The organism is Hymenobacter sp. HDW8, from assembly GCF_011305775.1.
Taxonomy (GTDB): Bacteria; Bacteroidota; Bacteroidia; order Cytophagales; family Hymenobacteraceae; genus Hymenobacter; species Hymenobacter radiodurans.
On record NZ_CP049907.1, the window covers coordinates 2,297,518 to 2,313,404 of the forward strand.

Annotated in this window: 9 protein-coding genes and 2 tRNA genes; 3 read left to right on the top strand and 8 right to left on the bottom strand. The window is 55.4% G+C overall.

All coding sequences use genetic code 11. The features are described from left to right. Window positions 1–57 precede the first annotated feature (57 nt). Together G7064_RS09565 and G7064_RS09570 are read left to right on the top strand one after the other, a co-directional pair. Window positions 58–1,293: a glycosyltransferase gene (locus G7064_RS09565; protein ID WP_166073387.1), complete on the top strand. Its 1,236-nt coding sequence runs from the start codon at window positions 58–60 to the stop codon at window positions 1,291–1,293. Continuing rightward, window positions 1,287–2,585: a lipopolysaccharide biosynthesis protein gene (locus G7064_RS09570; protein WP_166073388.1), complete on the top strand. Its 1,299-nt coding sequence runs from the start codon at window positions 1,287–1,289 to the stop codon at window positions 2,583–2,585. The genes G7064_RS09565 and G7064_RS09570 overlap by 7 nt, the downstream gene beginning before the upstream one ends. A gap of 45 nt (window positions 2,586–2,630) precedes the next feature. Here G7064_RS09570 and G7064_RS09575 read toward each other — a convergent pair whose 3' ends face one another. The 6 genes from G7064_RS09575 to mutS form a co-directional block, all read right to left on the bottom strand. Next, the gene (locus G7064_RS09575) at window positions 2,631–3,449 is read right to left on the bottom strand and encodes a class I SAM-dependent methyltransferase (RefSeq protein WP_166073389.1); all 819 of its coding nucleotides are present in this window, start codon (window positions 3,447–3,449) and stop codon (window positions 2,631–2,633) included. Window positions 3,450–3,478: 29 nt separating this feature from the next. Then, window positions 3,479–4,477: an AAA family ATPase gene (locus G7064_RS09580; RefSeq protein WP_133271545.1), complete on the bottom strand. Its 999-nt coding sequence runs from the start codon at window positions 4,475–4,477 to the stop codon at window positions 3,479–3,481. Window positions 4,478–4,618: 141 nt separating this feature from the next. Further along, window positions 4,619–8,629 (bottom strand): PAS domain-containing protein, encoded by a 4,011-nt coding sequence (locus G7064_RS09585; RefSeq protein ID WP_166073390.1) that lies wholly within the window; start codon window positions 8,627–8,629, stop codon window positions 4,619–4,621. A 144-nt stretch (window positions 8,630–8,773) separates the two neighbouring features. Further along, window positions 8,774–8,856 (bottom strand) — tRNA-Leu (locus G7064_RS09590). 618 nt (window positions 8,857–9,474) lie between these two features. Beyond that, a tRNA-Gly gene (locus G7064_RS09595) sits at window positions 9,475–9,550 on the bottom strand. Window positions 9,551–9,733: 183 nt separating this feature from the next. Next, the gene (gene mutS / locus G7064_RS09600) at window positions 9,734–12,445 is read right to left on the bottom strand and encodes a DNA mismatch repair protein MutS (RefSeq protein WP_166075093.1); all 2,712 of its coding nucleotides are present in this window, start codon (window positions 12,443–12,445) and stop codon (window positions 9,734–9,736) included. A 147-nt stretch (window positions 12,446–12,592) separates the two neighbouring features. On the opposite strand from mutS, the gene G7064_RS09605 reads away from it, so the two are divergent. Beyond that, window positions 12,593–13,129, top strand: a complete 537-nt coding sequence (locus tag G7064_RS09605) for an RNA methyltransferase (protein ID WP_133271541.1) — start codon at window positions 12,593–12,595, stop codon at window positions 13,127–13,129. Window positions 13,130–13,227: 98 nt separating this feature from the next. Here the strand turns inward: G7064_RS09605 and G7064_RS09610 are convergent, their stop codons facing one another. After that, the gene (locus tag G7064_RS09610; RefSeq protein ID WP_166073392.1) at window positions 13,228–14,034 is read right to left on the bottom strand and encodes a T9SS type A sorting domain-containing protein; all 807 of its coding nucleotides are present in this window, start codon (window positions 14,032–14,034) and stop codon (window positions 13,228–13,230) included. Then, a complete protein-coding gene (locus G7064_RS09615; RefSeq protein ID WP_166073393.1) occupies window positions 13,941–15,800 on the bottom strand; it encodes a hypothetical protein in 1,860 nt (619 codons plus the stop codon). The genes G7064_RS09610 and G7064_RS09615 overlap by 94 nt, the downstream gene beginning before the upstream one ends. Between the last annotated feature and the right edge of the window lie 87 nt (window positions 15,801–15,887).

Below are 15,887 nucleotides of genomic sequence, written 5' to 3' on the forward strand. Positions count from 1 at the left end.
CGGAGCTTCTTTTTTTATGGATTAGTAGGCCGATAAATAGTCCTTAGCTTAGTCACCATGAAGCCGCGCGTACTCATGCTGCCCAAGTGGTACCCCAACCGCTACGATGACCAAGATGGTGACTTCGTAGCGCGCCACGTAGCAGCTATCGCGCCCCACGCGGACGTAGCGGTCGTATTCGCAACGGTAGCCAGTGGTCCGTTAACAGCCTGGATTGAGCGCGAGGAGGAATTAAACGCGGCTGTGCCGGTGCTACGCTACTATTATCGGGCGCGGCCCAGTGGGTTGCCTATCCTAGATAAGCTGTTGAAGCTGCTGCTCTATTACTGGTGCGTGGGGCAAGGCTACAACCAGGTGGTACAACGCTGGGGGGCAAATCCTGACTTAGTGCACGTGCATGTGCTACTACGCACAGGCTTAACAGCTTTATGGTGGCGGTGGCGCTACGGAATTCCTTACATCATTACGGAACATTGGACGCTGTATTTGCCATTTCGGGCTCATTCTATCGGCTGGCTCCGGCAGCAGCTTACGCGGGTCGTTGTGCGCCGCGCCGCTGCCCTGCATACCGTATCGAAGGCGCTACAACAAGCTATGCGAAACCTGGGGTTCAGAAATGACGCTAGCGTAGTTATTGCCAACGTAGTCGATACGGCGCTTTTTTGCCCCCCAGACGCACCGCGTGCGCCACACACGCTTTTGCACGTGGCCGCTTTTCACGAAGACGTTAAAAATCTAACTGGCATTCTGCGGGTAGTGGCTGGCTTACGCTCAACCTGGCCCACCCTGCGCCTACGCCTAGCTGGCTATGGCCCCGATGAAGTGCGCGTACGTCGTACGGCCCAGGAACTGGGGTTGCTCACCAATGGCACGGTTACTTTCTTAGGTAAACTTTCGCATGCCGCCGTAGCCGCCGAAATGCGACGTGCCACGGCGCTAGTTTCCTTTAGCCGCGCTGAAACCTTTGGCTGTGTATTGTTGGAGGCTCGGGCCTGTGCTTGTCCCGTGGTGGCCACGCGCACGGGCGGGGTGCCGGAGCTGTTTCAACCATCCGGCCGCTTTGGCCTACTCGTAGCTCCTGATGATGAAACTGCCCTAGCATCGGCTTTAGTAGCGGTATTGAGCGGCAGCGCAACTTATGAGCCCGACCTGCTTCGCTACGATGCTGAGCTTCGCTGTAGTCCGGCACGAATTGGCAGCCAGTTCGCAGCTTTGTACGCAAGCATACTGCGGCCCGCTGGGGGGCAAAATTCGGTGCAACTCACCACTCCTTCAGCGCTTGTATCATGCTGAAGCGGGTCTTCCAAAATATAGTCACGCGACTAGCAACGGCCGGAGGCAGCTTTGGTATTGTGTGGCTCACAGCCCGCTACTTAGGGGCAGCCGGCCGCGGCGCCGTCAGCCTTTTCGTAACCGACTGCGCTTTGCTATTGCTGTTTATTGGGCTAGTAGGTGGCGTTTCGCTTATATATCTGGCACCGCGCCGCAACGTCTGGAACCTGCTGATACCGGCTTATATGTGGGCGGCCATGGTGTGTACGATAGGCGCGGCGGGCATTTGGGTGTGGCGGGCAGTACCCTTCAGCTACGTAGGGCATTTGTGGGGCGTATGTCTGTTGCAGGCATTTTTTCTGATAAACGCCGGGCTATTGCTGGGGCGACGACAAGAGCGCACGTACAACTCGCTGCTGCTATTAGCTACCGGCTTGCAGGGCGGCTTGCTCCTGTTGGCTTTTACGCTGGGCCAATGGCACGCAGTTGAGGTGTATTACTACGCTGCCTATGTTGCCCAAGGCATTCCTTTTCTACTGAGCCTGGTGTTACTCTACCGCTTAGCCGACCGTTGGCAGATGAGCCGTCGGCTACGCGCTTCGGCCCGCGAGTTGGCGCGTCACAGCCGCGCTGCCCATTTGTCCAACATCTTATCTTTCATCAACTTCCGTCTCAGCTATTACTTTGTTGCCTATTATGCTGATACCCATTCCGTAGGAGTGTTGTCGGTGGGGGTCGCGCTTACGGAGGCGGTTTGGGTGATTGCGCGTAGTGCTTCGCAAAGCCAATATGTCGACCTGATTTATGCGGCCGACAAACGCTCTCAGGTGGCTCCTACCCTGCGCGGTGTTCGCCTCACATTGCTGAGCACGACGGCTATAGTGTTGGGGTTATGCCTGCTGCCGGCTAGCGCGCTGGCCGCCGTGTTTGGGGCAGATTTTGGGGAAGCCCGACCTGTTATTCTGCTCCTCGCTCCGGGAGTAGTAGCCATGGCGGTCAGCATTATTCTCAACTCCTACTTTGCCGGTTTAGGACGCTATCAGGTTAATACGGCGGCGGCCATTGGGGGGCTTTTTGTCACGGTTCCAGGGTGCTGGCTACTTATTCCCCAGTGGGGAATTGAAGGAGCAGCGACGGCAGCGACCTTGTCTTACCTCTTCTCGACCGCGTATCTGCTGCGCACTTTCCGAAATGCCAACGGTTTACCCCTAAGCGAATTATTGCCCGGAAAAGTTGAGCTACATTACCTTATTCAACTGTTGCGCCTTCAAAAAAGCAAAGTCGAGCCTACAAGAGAAGTAGCCGTTAAATAGGTCTTTCGTCAGCTCATTAAGCACCATTACGCCTTCTTCACCGAGTTACTGAGGCTGAATATGTACCGAAAACGCGGGCACTGGATCCGCCAGCGGATCGGGGACAGTCGCAAGTAGCGGTTCTGGCAAGTACATAGCACAGAGCGTATTCGATACCTGCACTATTTGCCCCCCAGCGTCGGGGGGCAGTCCGGCCAGGATGCCAGCCAGCACCTCCCAGCGTGGCTGACCCGGTTGCCGGGCCGCGTCGTGCCACACGACTATCGTGCGGGGATGAACTAAGTGCTCAAACACGCGGCGCGTATCCGTGCGTACTGCTTCGTAGTGGTGGTCACCATCGATAAAAATCAAATCAAAAGTCTGGCCCAGTCCCGCCAAATCAAAAGTGGCGGAGTTGCCATAGAGGTGGTGCACATTAGCCAAGTCTTTCGAGAAAAACCCGTGTAGCTCGGCGTAGCGCGCCGGCAAACCCATAGCCCTCATTTCGGCTGCCGATAGGTTGAGCGTATGAACCAACTTGGCTACCCCCGCCACATTGGCCGCGCTTTCGCCCCGCCACGTCCCGATTTCGAAGTAGCGACAACCTGTCATAGAACGGGCCAGACCACGCAACAAAGCCAGGTCGGTAGGTAGCGAGCCACCTTCGCGAAAGGCAAACGGCTGCACTGTATCGCCGCCGGGGGGCAAAAACGACGTGAGCGCTACTGTCGGCAACCCCTGCGCTGTCAGGCCGTGGCGGCCGGCGGCGTGGGTTAGGAACTGGCGCTGCCACGCCCCTTCATCGGCGGCTAGTACATGGTTGAGCAACCACGGATTCCGCACAAGGCTACCGAGCGCCCGCAGGGTTTTGGTAAGGCGAGACACAGTGTGGCAGGGCGGGTTTAGACGTGGAACTAGCTGATCGGCACTTTTTTCAGAATAGCCTCAATCAAATCCTGCGTCCGGATGCCATCGGCTTCGGCTTCGTAGTTGAGCAAAATGCGGTGGTTGAGCACATCGGTGGCTACCTCTTTGATGTCTTCAGGCAATACGTAGTCGCGGCTGTCGAAGAAGGCGACGGCTTTGGCGGCGCGGTGCAAAGCAATGCTGGCCCGTGGGCTCACGCCAAACTGCACGTACTGTGCAAACTCGGCCAAATCGTACTCAGCGGGCTTGCGGGTAGCAAACACCAGCTCCACAATGTATTTCTCCAAGGTTTCCGAAATCTGGACCTGATTAATAAGGCCACGCACGCCGAACACGTCTTCCTTGGTAAGCACTGGGCTGACATCGCCCACGTAACTGAGGTTGGCCATGCGGCGCATCACCTCCAATTCATCGGCTTTCTTCAAGTAATCGACATACACTTTCATCATAAAGCGGTCGACCTGAGCTTCAGGCAGCGGATATGTACCTTCCTGCTCCACTGGGTTTTGCGTAGCTAACACCAGGAAAGGCAAATCAAGCGGATAGGTGGTCTCGCCGATGGTGACCTGTCTTTCCTGCATGGCTTCGAGCAGGGCGCTCTGCACTTTGGCTGGGGAGCGGTTTACTTCATCAGCCAGTACTAAATTGGCGAAAATAGGCCCTTTCTTAACTTGAAACTCCGACTGATTCTGATTGTAAATCATGGTGCCGACCAGGTCGGAGGGCAACAAGTCGGGCGTGAACTGCACCCGCTGAAAATGCAGGTGCAGCACTTTGGAAAGCGTACTGATGGTCAGCGTTTTGGCCAGACCAGGCACGCCTTCCAGCAAAATATGCCCCCCCGTAAACAACCCAATCAGCAGCCGATTGACCATGTACTGCTGCCCTACTACCACTTTGCCTACTTCGGCAAACACCTGCTTAATTTTATCCTGGTAATAAGCAAGCTGATCGGCGGCGGAGGCGGTAGAATCGGGAGCGGCCATAGGGGAGAGCGAGGAGGAAAGGCTTAAAAGTAGTGATTCGGATGCTTAGCGGCCGAAGCATTTTGCGGTCGGGAGCGTACTACAACTCCGGTTTTGCTGCCTTAGTCTATCTACGCCCATATTTTCTCTTAAACTCCTCACCTATTTGGCGCTGCGCACTTGTTGCTGCGGACTGAAATATACCCGAAACGTAGTGCCTTCGCCCACGGTGCTTTCCACTTCCACATGGCCGCTAGCCTGCTGAATAATCCGGTTGACGAGGTGCAAGCCCATGCCGGAGCCCGCTACGTGGTCGTGGAAGCGCCGAAACATTTGAAATAGCTCCGCACCATGGCGGACCATGTCAATTCCCAACCCATTGTCGGATATGGTGAGAACGGGAACGCCGTCGATTAAATCGGTGCGCACCCGGATGTGGGGCGGCCGGCCGGGCATAGCGTACTTCAGCGCGTTGCTGAGCAGATTATAGAGCACGCTTTGCAAGTTGCTACGCACAAACCACAGCGTGGGCACGGCAGTGGTATCCAGATCAAATTTGCCCCCCACTTCCTCTACCTGCTCTTGCATACTGCGAATAACCGACTGCGCAAGCAACTTAACGTCCACAGCCTCGGCGGGAACCTGCTCGTGTCGGCGCTGCACCTGCACTAGGTCGGCCAGGTCCTGAATGGTGCCATAGATGCGCTGTAGGGCTTCTTCAAACATGGCAATCAGCTCGGCCGTGTCGGGGTCGTTGAAATGCGTAGTGCGGGTTAGCTCCTCAAAAATGCCCGCCATATTGTAAATGGGCTGCCGGAGGTCGTGCGAAGCAGTGTAGACGAAGTTGTCCAGGTCTTGATTGATGCGAATCAATTGAGCGTTTTGCGCTTGCAGGTGCTGTTGTGCTTGCTTGAAATCATCAATATCGGTGCACGATCCAAACCACTTTATCACCTCACCGGCGGTATTACGCAGGGGCTCGGCTCGGCCCAAAAACCAGCGGTACCCCCCCTGGCGCGATACAAACCGGTACTCAATCTCATATTTGCCCCCCGTGCGTGCAGCCTCTGCCCAAGCTGCCTGGGAGCGTTGCTGGTCGTCGGGATGAATAAGATTCAGCCACGCTACCGAACCCAAACTTTCACTCGGATGAAAGCCCGTGGCATCCCACAATTGCTGATTGAAGTAGTCTACTTCGCCGTCGGCCGCAGCTGTCCACACAATTTGGGGAATACTCTCGGCGAGGAAGCGGAACTGCTCATCGCGGCCCCGTAGCTCCGCTTGCAGCGCCGTGGTCTGTTGGCGGGCCCGCACCTGCTCCGTCACATCAATGCCAAAGCCGAGAATACCCTGAGTCTGCCCTTTCGCATCGTACAACGGTTGGTACACAAAGTCGAGGTAGTATTCCCGGTTGCCGCCAGTTCCAGGATCAAATAAGGTGATGGGTGTTTCGCGCCCTATGTATGTTTTTTTCGAAGTATACACCTCGTCCAACAGCGCTACGAACCCTTGCTCCACTAGCTCCGGCAGTAAATCGGCCACTCGTCGGCCAAGTTTTATGCGCCCGCCCATGAGAACGTTATAGCCCGGATTGACAAAGGCATAGCGGTGTTCGGGGCCCGTTACGGTGGCAATGTACGCCGGCACCTGACTCAGAATCTGCTGCAGTTGCTGATCCTTAATCAACAGTTGGTCTTGCAGGTCGCGCAGGTCGTGAATGTCGGTGCTCGAGCCATACCAGCGCCGCGGCAGCCCGGTGGTCACGTCCAGGTCGGGGACGCCCTGCCCCAGATACCAGCGGTACTGCCCATCGTGACGGAGCATGCGAAACTCACACCGCCACGGCCGCAACTCGTTGGTGGCGACTTGTATTTCTTTTTGCAGCGCCTCCAGATCGTTGGGGTGGACGATATCAGCCCAACTGCTCTGCAAAGCCGAGTCAGCACCCATACCCGTATACGCGAACCACTGCGGGCTTATGTAGCTTAGCCGCCCGTCGGTTTCGGTCACGAAGGTGATAAGTGGCAGGCTCTCGGCCATCATCCGCAGCTCCCGGTCGCGCCGACTCATTTTGGCCTGCAACACCTGGGTCTGGCGGCGTGCTTTGACCTGCTCCGTTACATCGTAGGCAAATACGGCAACGCCCACAGTGACTCCATTTTCCCGGAAAGCCTGATAGGTAAAGTTGAAATAGATGGATCTGGAGCCATTACCAGACCGCTCATATACCTGAAACGGCAACTCATTCCCAAAAAAAGTTTCGCCCGTGTGGTACACCCGATCAAGCAGTTCCATAAAGCCCTGCTCTACGGTTTCAGGCAGCGCCTCAAGCATGGCTTGCCCCATCAGTTCCCGATCCGGAAACAGCTCTTGAAACCTAGGATTGAAGTACTCGAAGCGGTGTTCGGGGCCGCGCAGGATGGCGATACTGGCCGGGGTTTGCTGGAAAAGCTGATAAAATGTTTCGCGCTGTTGTACTAGCTGCAAGGAGCCCGCCTGCACTTCCTCCATCAAAGCCTCAGTCCGTTGGCGGGCGCGCACTTGCTCGGTCACCTCCACGATAAAGGCCAGTACTCCCTGAATTTGCCCCCCACCATCGCGTAGAGCCTGGTAGGTAATATCAAGATACATATGCCGGCGCTCACCACTCACAGGATCTACCAATTCAAGGTAGGTTTGGAGATTAGCCACCGATTCACCCGTTTGGTATACGCTATCGAGTTTATCGATAATACCTTGCTCTACTAGCTCCGGTAAGCATTCAGCCACCGGTTTGCCCAATTTGGCCCGGTAGCCTACCAATAGGTCGTACCCCGGATTGGTGAATGCATAGCGATGATCAGCGCCTTCGAGCGTGGCAATGAGGGCCGGGCTTTGGCGCAGAATCTGGTGGAGCTGCTCATCCTTTGCCGCTAGCTGTTGCTGAAAGCGCTTATGCTCATCAATATCGGTATTGGTGCCTACCCATCGCAATATGCTGCCATTAGCCGCGCGAATAGCTTCACCGCGGGCCAAAAACCAACGGTAGCCTCCTTGCCGATCACGCCAGCGGTGCTCGGTTTCAAACACTGTTCCTTGGCTCACGGCCGTTTGCCAGCGCTGCACGGTGGTTGCAAGGTCGTCGGGGTGGACAAATCCTTCCCAGCCCCAGTCCTGCATCTCCTCAAAATTGCTCCCTGTAAAGTCGTACCAACGCTTGTTGTAATAAGTTACGCCCCCATCAGGCCGTGAGACCCAGGCCATTTGGGGCAGGGCTTCCATCACCTGATGAAATTGTTGGTCCTGAAAGCGTACTTCTTCCATCAATTCAGCCGCGCGCTGCTTGGCTCGCACCCGCTCCGTTACATCTATTCCAAATACCAATACACCTTGCGTTTGTCCCTTATCGTCGGTGAGGGGACGTAGCACTCCATCAAAATACAGAGTTTCACCGGGGGAGTTGGTTGCCAAAGCAGGCTGCTCGGTGGGCATTTCACTCAGCTCAAACGGTACTCCCGTCTGATATACCTGGTCTACCAAGCGGATGTAGCCAGAATCAACCAGCGAAGGGCGAGCTATAGCAGCTGGCGTACCGAGCGTTGCTGCCTCACCCAACAGTTGTTGGGCTTGCTCATTAATGAAGCCGTACACATGATCAGGGCCTAAAAGGGTGGCTATCTGAGCTGGCACCTGCCGTAAGATTTGCTGTAGCTGCTGGTCGGATACTACTGGCCGCTGATGCTTCTGCACCGTTTCTGTCTCGGCGCTTTTCCAGTGGATCGTTTGGCTGGTGTTTTCGTGCGAGGCAGGTGCCGGCCCAGCTTCCACACTATACAGAACGTAGCGTATTTTGCCCCCCGCGCCTACCACCGGCCACGCCCGGCTGTGCCAACTGTTCTTGGTACTCGTCGCATCGTCGGGCTCTGCAACTACAGGGTTCGAAACCAGCGTCTGCTCATGCGCCTCGTGATGGTCCAGCACATGACGTAAGGATGCATACAGGCTTTGCCGCGCGCTTCCTTCCTCGGGCAAAACCTCTTTTAATGGTTTGCCCAGAAGCTGCTCCTTTGCTTTCCCGGTTGCTCTTTCCAGCCCAGCCGAAACCGCTACAATAATCAATTCAGGACTACAAGCCAGATAGCTACCTGGCAGCGTTTCGAATAAGGCTTGATAGTCAACAGAATCTGCGGTCATACAAGTGGAGCACTGCCTTTAGGCGCAAGTAAGGCACCCAACACTAATCATAAAAGTAAGGTACGCTACCGGGCGCATTTCAACCTACTGATTCTGATATAAAGCAAAAAAGCCCCCTGCACAGTTGGCAGAAGGCTTTTAAAGTACCAGAGACGGGAATCGAACCCGTACGCCTATTCGGCAAGGGATTTTAAGTCCCTCGTGTCTACCAGTTCCACCACTCCGGCTTTTGCCTGGTTCTTGCCCCGATAGCTAGTTGTCTGAGCGTGATAATTAGGACAAAGTAACTGCAAATTTTCTATTCTATGATCATTATTTACGCCATTAATGTGATGCAGCTCCAACGGAATAGGTTTATCACGCCACATCTTTAAGGTACAAACTTCACACTCCTCTGCTTTATATCCTTCTTTTATCAGCCGATTACGCAGGCCGTGGGTATAGGCATAAGCTGAGTCTTTAATCAGGATATCAACTAGTTGAAACGTTTTCCCGAAGCTTCGAAAACGGTCGCCCACATTCCAGCCCTTACCAGTAAAATGGCTTCTATCAAGGGCTAACTTATCGATACGCGCTTGCACCGTCTTATAATTGCCCCCCGCGGGTACTAGCCCTAACCGCACGATTACTTGTGCTATTGATAAGCTTTGGGCTACAGCCTCGCTAAACTCCTAGTCCGATATCTTTCTTCGCATGCAAAAAATGTCTGCGCAAAGATAGCCACATCGCTAAAAGAGTAGACACTATTTATCAAGCTAAATACATGTCTACCTGTTTCCCTGCCCACGTATTGAACAGGCAAAAAACAAAAAAGACGCCCCATTTAGGAAGCGTCTTTTTTGTTTTGGAGCGGGAGACGAGGTTCGAACTCGCGACCTCGACCTTGGCAAGGTCGCGCTCTACCAACTGAGCTACTCTCGCTTGAGGTACGCCGCCGAAGCAGCGAATGGTGCGACAAAAGTACAACGTATTTCGCTTTTGTCAAGAGGTGAGGCCACATTTTTCTTGATTTATCTCGCAAAAAAGTTGCTTCGCCCTCATTGTCAGGCACTTTTTTTACTTCTGCTTCAACTCTTTGTTTTACGCACCATCAAATCCATAGCCTTATTTGCCCCCCAACGCCAGCTTCAGCTCATTCAGCTTCAGCAGCGCTTCGATGGGCGTAAGCGTATTCACATCCAGCTGCTGGATAAGTTCGCGTACGCGCTCCAAAGCGGGGTCAGCGGGCTCAAACATACTCAGCTGTAGGCTCGGACGCGGGGCCGTAGCTACAGCCGCCACGGGCTGGGCCCGCGGGCCGCGCTGGGGGGCTTTTTCGTGCGTATGGCCATTGAGCGGCAGCACTTTACCACCTTGCTGCTCGGGCTCCAATCCTGCCAATAGCTCATCAAATTCAGTGGGCGCATCTGCTTCGCCATCGCCGGCATGAGCCCGCTCCTGCTCCAAGTGGTGCATAATCTCGTTGGCTCGCAGCACCACCGAAGTAGGCATACCCGCCATGCGTGCCACGTGAATGCCGAAGCTGTGCTCTGAACCACCCGCTACCAGCTTGCGCATAAAGAGAATGCGCCCGTCGGCTTCCTTCACGGCTACATTATAGTTACGTACGCGTGGACAGTCGTCGGCGAGCTGGTTTAGCTCATGGTAGTGCGTGGCAAACAACGTTTTGGCCCGCGCTTTTGGGCTATTGTGCAGGTGTTCCACAATGGCCCAGGCAATGCTGATTCCGTCGTACGTGCTGGTGCCGCGCCCAATCTCATCCATCAGCACGAGGCTGCGGTCGGAGAGGTTGTTCAGGATGCTGGCCGTTTCGGTCATCTCCACCATGAAAGTACTTTCGCCCTTACTGAGGTTGTCGGAAGCACCTACGCGGGTGAAAATTTTGTCAATGACACCAATAGTGGCCGCGTCGGCGGGTACGAAGGAGCCGATTTGAGCTAGCAGCACAATAAGAGCCGTCTGACGCAATAGTGCCGACTTGCCTGCCATATTAGGTCCCGTGATGACCACAATCTGCTGGTCATCCTGGTCCAAACAAATATCGTTCGGAATGTAAGCCTCACCGGGGGGCAATTGTCGCTCGATAACTGGGTGGCGACCTTGGCGAATATCAAGCAAGCCACCGTCATTTACTGTTGGCTTTACATAGTTGTATTGGCGCGCGGTGGCCGCAAATGAGGCTAGACAGTCGAGGACGCCAATGGCGCGCGCATTCTGCTGAATCTGCGGCACATAGTCGGCGGCGGCTTGCACGAGCTCGTTGTAGATATTCTGCTCGATGACGAACAAGCGGTCCTCAGCGTGCAGAATTTTCTCTTCGTAGGTCTTTAGCTCCTCCGTAATGTAGCGCTCGGCGTTTACCAGCGTTTGCTTACGAATCCAGGTGGTTGGCACTTTGTTCTTGTGCGCGTTCGACACTTCCAGGTAATAGCCAAATACCTTATTGTAAGCTACTTTCAGCGACGAAATACCCGTATTCTGCTGCTCGCGCTGCTGCAACTGCAGCAGATAGTCCTTGCCCGAAAAAGCAATACTGCGCAGCTCGTCCAACTCCTTATCGATGCCGTCGTTCAGCACGCCTCCCTGGTTGGTAAGCACAGGCGCATCGGGCCGAATTTTGGCCGTAATATCCGTTCGCAGCGTGTCGCAGGCGTTCAGTTGATCAGCTAGCTTCTGTAAGGCGCGGATGCCGGAACCAGCCAGCACAGTCCGAATGGGACCAATGGCTTCCAACGCCCGACTCAATTGCAGGAGTTCACGCGGGTTGATTCGGCGCACGGCCACCTTCGAAATCAGGCGCTCTAAGTCATTGATCTGCCGCAGGTTTTGGGTTATTTCTCCTAAAAGATCGGTATCAGCCAATAAAGCCTCTACGGTATCCAGCCGGCGCTGAATCTGGGCGGCTTCTTTCAGCGGCAACACTACCCACTTGCGTAGCAGTCGGGCGCCCATCGGCGTCACCGTTTGGTCCAGAATATCAATTAAGGGCACACCGCCCAAGTGCTGGGGCTGTACCAGCTCCAGATTGCGCACGGTAAAGCGGTCCAGCCAGACGTATTTGTCCTCCTCTAAGCGCCCAATACCGGCAATGTGGCCCACATTGGTGTGCTTGGTCTCGGCCAGATAGTGCAGAATGCAACCCGCGGCCGTGATACCCTCACGCAGACCATCGATGCCGTACCCTTTAAGCGAGGTAGTTTTGAAGTGGCGTGTAAGTGTATCGTGGGCATAATCAAAGCCAAATACCCACTCATCAAGCGCGTAGTGGCAAAAGTCGGGGCCGAAATGCTGCTCAAACTCTTGACGACTTTTCTTGCAGAAGAGCACCTCGGCCGGACCAAAGTTTTGGAGCAGCTTGCCTAAGTACGGTACGTCGCCCTGCGCCACCAAGAACTCGCCGGTGCTGATGTCGAGGAAGGAAATGCCGGCTTCCTGTTTGCCAAAATGCACCGCACAGAGGTAGTTGTTGGACTTGCGCTCCAGCACATTATCGTTGAAGGACACGCCGGGCGTTACCAACTCCGTCACGCCGCGCTTCACCAGGCCCTTGGCTTGCTTGGGGTCTTCGAGCTGGTCGCAGATGGCTACGCGCTGCCCGGCACGCACCAATTTGGGCAGATACGTGTCGAGGGAGTGATGCGGAAAGCCCGCCAACGCCACTTCCGAAGAAGTGCCAGCGCCGCGCTTGGTGAGCACAATGTCCACGATACGGCTCGTGGTAACGGCATCCTCACCGAAGGTTTCGTAAAAATCGCCCACCCGAAACAGGAGCAGCGCACCGGGGTACTGCTGCTTTAGCTGGTAATACTGACGCATGAGGGGCGTCGTTTCGAGAGTAGGCGCGACGGCGGCGTAAGCTTCGGAGCGCGGACCTGGGCCTTTTTTAACTTTTGTTTTCAACTGTTTCTGTGCTTTTAGGCCACTCTTGGCCAGCGCGCCGGAACGCGTTCCTACCTTTGCGTTATGCGCAAACTTTCCATGGAAGAGCTGAACCGACTGACGGTGGCAGACTTCAAAAATACGCAAAAAATCCCCCTTACCCTCGTGCTCGATAACGTGCGCAGCCTACATAATGTGGGCGCCGCCTTCCGAACCGCCGATGCGTTTGCGGTAGAGAAAATCTGGCTCTGCGGCATCACAGGGCGCCCACCGCACCGCGAGATCACCAAGACGGCCTTAGGCAGCACGGAGTCGGTAGCGTGGGAATTTGCCCCCCAGACCACCGATGTAGTGCGCCAGCTGCAAGCCGCCGGCTACGTGGTAATTGCCGTGGAGCAAACGGATAGTAGCCAGTCGCTCAGTGCTTTCCAACCTGATCCAACGAAACCCTACGCGCTGGTAATGGGCAATGAGGTGTTTGGGGTAGAAGACGAAGTGCTGGCGCTCTGCGACGCGGCCGTAGAGATTCCGCAGTTCGGTACCAAACACTCCTTGAACGTATCAGTAGCGGCGGGCGTGGTACTTTGGGACTTCATGCGGAAGATGGGTTTTGGCAACTAGCTAGCATCGGGCTGGGGGGCTTTTTTAGTCCGTGATTACAGCCCACAAAAAAGCGGCAGCCCCAATGTGGAGCTGCCGCTTTTTTATTTGGCGAAGAGCTATTTCGTGATCAGCACTTTGCGCATGGCGGCGTCGCCTTCTACGCCCACACTCACCATGTACATGCCAGCGGAAAGCGCACTCAAATCGAGTGCTTGCTTCAACTCAGTTTGTGCACCAGCCAATGACTGACGCAGCACTACCTGCCCCAGATTATTGCGCACGATAATCTGCAAATTGGTGGTGGGCTTCGCAAAGCGGGCCTGCACCGTGAATTTGCCTTCACTTGGGTTGGGGTACACGTTCAGGCCACCAGTCTTTTTCAGCTCAGAAGCTAAGCTGGTAACGGTGTTATCCTGAATGCGCAGGTTGTCGATGGCCCAGCCCCAGCCGTGCGCACCCGGATCGGCGAACAGGCGGAAGCGCAGCCGCACTACATCGCCCGCGAGGAAGTAGCCGTTGTCGCGCAGATTCATGGCGCGCGGTAAAAAGAGCGCCTGCGTACCCAACGCCGTAGAGTTTTGCTCTCCATCAATGGTGCTATTATACACGGCTAGCCACTCCTCTTTATCACGGGAATCATAACCATCAGCCACTGGGTTCCAGGTCTGACCGCCATCCTTGCTACCTTCCAGTATTACATAGTCGAAGAACTCGGCGCTGGGGAAAGGAGCACCGTCCGTACCCGGCTCCACCAGCACCACTTCATCGAAGGTGACAGTAGACTTTGCCGGATCAGCCTCGACGATAATCGGGGTAAGCAGCTGATAGATCAGCGTGTTATCGGCATCAGGGTAGGGATGAGCGGAGTGAATGGCCAGATCATTAAAGCCGGTTGGCTGCGCGATGGAGAAGCCATTGCCCACAAAGTCAGGAGGCGTAGTTGCTGTAATCGCGTTAAAATTATTGACGTACGAAGCCTGGGGGCTTTTATACTAACCACTGGCACCCGGTAGGCGCCACTGGCCGGACTTACCGTTTGGTTGGCATTAGAAGAGGCATCGCGGGCGATAAGGCGGTAGGCAATTAAGTCACCGGCTACAATGGGTGCACTTGCTGTGCTAGCAATAGAGCCTCTATACGTAATGTTATCAGCTTGGCGCGTTAGGTTGAAGGTGGGTCGGGCCACGCCATTTACGCTGTATTCAACCGACACAGATGCTACTCCAATATTATCACTGGCCTGGGCCGTCAGGACTAAAGGCAGGTTGCTGACAAAGATGAACGGAGCCGGTTGATGAACCAGTGCCGGCGGCACAACGTCGGGGCCAACGAAGAATTGGTAGCGCGGCTGCGTATTAGGCGCATCCGTAGCCAATAGCACCCCAGGGGCCGTGTATGTGCGGCCCGTTTCCACATCAGCGGCCGAGATATAATAGCTTACCCGCCGGCCTAAGCCTGGATTGGGAATGGTGGCCGTGTACTGCGTAGAGCCGCTGGCCGCCGTCATGGGCAGCACAGTATCGGTGGCACCCGGCACGTCGGTGCCATTGTCGACGCGGTAATACAGACGCACAGAGCCCGGCACGATAGTACCGTCACTCACCACATTCGCCCGCACTACAAAGTCTTGGGCGGTTTCGGTGTCGCGCAAGGAAGGATTATGACGAATAGCGGTGTTAAACCAACCCATTTCGTCGAACATCTTGAGCGTAATGGGGCCAGGGTTTTGAATGGCCTCGGCGGCTCCAACCTGGGGTGTCATCAACGAATTCGGGTCGCCAGCACGGTAGGAAGTTTCATTCAAGTGTGAAATGCTGGAGCCTCCATCATACTTGGTGGGTGCGTACAAGCGGGCGCGCTGCCCATTTGTTACAGCGTTAACCAAGGGGCTACCGAAGTACAAGTCATTGCTGGTGAACTGGGCGGCAAGGTTCACGGAAGGGCTTGGAAACAGGCTGCTGCTAGCCAGCCGCTGCCCCCCGCCATTTTCGATGTAGGTAGAGAAAACCCAAGGGAAGCCGGAGCTATTCAGGCTAGCTACCGCCCCTGTTGCGGGAGGCGGATCAGTGTAGCTAGAAGCCGACACAAAGCCTAGGCCGTGGCCTAGCTCGTGCAGCACTACCGTTACCAAATCGTATTTGCCGGCGGGCGGCAGACCATCGAGGCCCAAGTACCAGTCGAAGTTGCTGCTGAACTCGGCGCTGATGTCGGCATTGGTGCCATTCAGGTCCTGGCCGGCAATTTTTTCAGCCAATGCTACCGGATACCAGATGTTGCTCTTGGGAGCACCCGGCAGGTTCCGATAAATCTGGGTGGTACCGGCGGCGCCAAGCACGCCTTCATCCAGGGCTTCCCAGCGCGCTTCAACTCGGATAACGACCGGCGAAAAGAGTAGAGATTGCCAGATATCGACCGCCTTTTGGAAGGCCGCGCGGGCATCAGGCGGGAAGCCGATGTAGGTAACTTCAATGCGGGCCTGATCGGCAGTGGGCCGACCGGCAGTCCGGTTGAGGAACTGGGCTGGGGGTGCCACATAGGTATGCATGTTCTCGGGCCGGGCGTAGCAAATTACGGGTTTCGCGGGCCGCGACTCCAGCGGCAGCTCGGCCTGTGACACCAGCTTTTGCTGCGCGCGCGCGGTGCCCAACGCTCCGCATGCTAATAAAGAGAGTAAGAGTAGTTTTTTCACAAATGAACGGACGGCGTATTCGGCCAATAAAATCTGTAGATCCTTAAATTTAGAGTATCGCGCTCATTTTTCCGAAAAAATATCCCT

Excerpts from the sequence above, each read along its gene's own strand:
- mutS (WP_166075093.1), bottom strand. The coding sequence starts at position 12,445 with ATGCGTCAGTATTACCAGCTAAAGCAGCAGTACCCCGGTGCGCTGCTC.
- G7064_RS09605 (WP_133271541.1), top strand. The coding sequence starts at position 12,593 with ATGCGCAAACTTTCCATGGAAGAGCTGAACCGACTGACGGTGGCAGAC.
- G7064_RS09565 (WP_166073387.1), top strand. The coding sequence starts at position 58 with ATGAAGCCGCGCGTACTCATGCTGCCCAAGTGGTACCCCAACCGCTAC.
- G7064_RS09580 (WP_133271545.1), bottom strand. The coding sequence starts at position 4,477 with ATGGCCGCTCCCGATTCTACCGCCTCCGCCGCCGATCAGCTTGCTTAT.
- G7064_RS09585 (WP_166073390.1), bottom strand. The coding sequence starts at position 8,629 with ATGACCGCAGATTCTGTTGACTATCAAGCCTTATTCGAAACGCTGCCA.
- G7064_RS09570 (WP_166073388.1), top strand. The coding sequence starts at position 1,287 with ATGCTGAAGCGGGTCTTCCAAAATATAGTCACGCGACTAGCAACGGCC.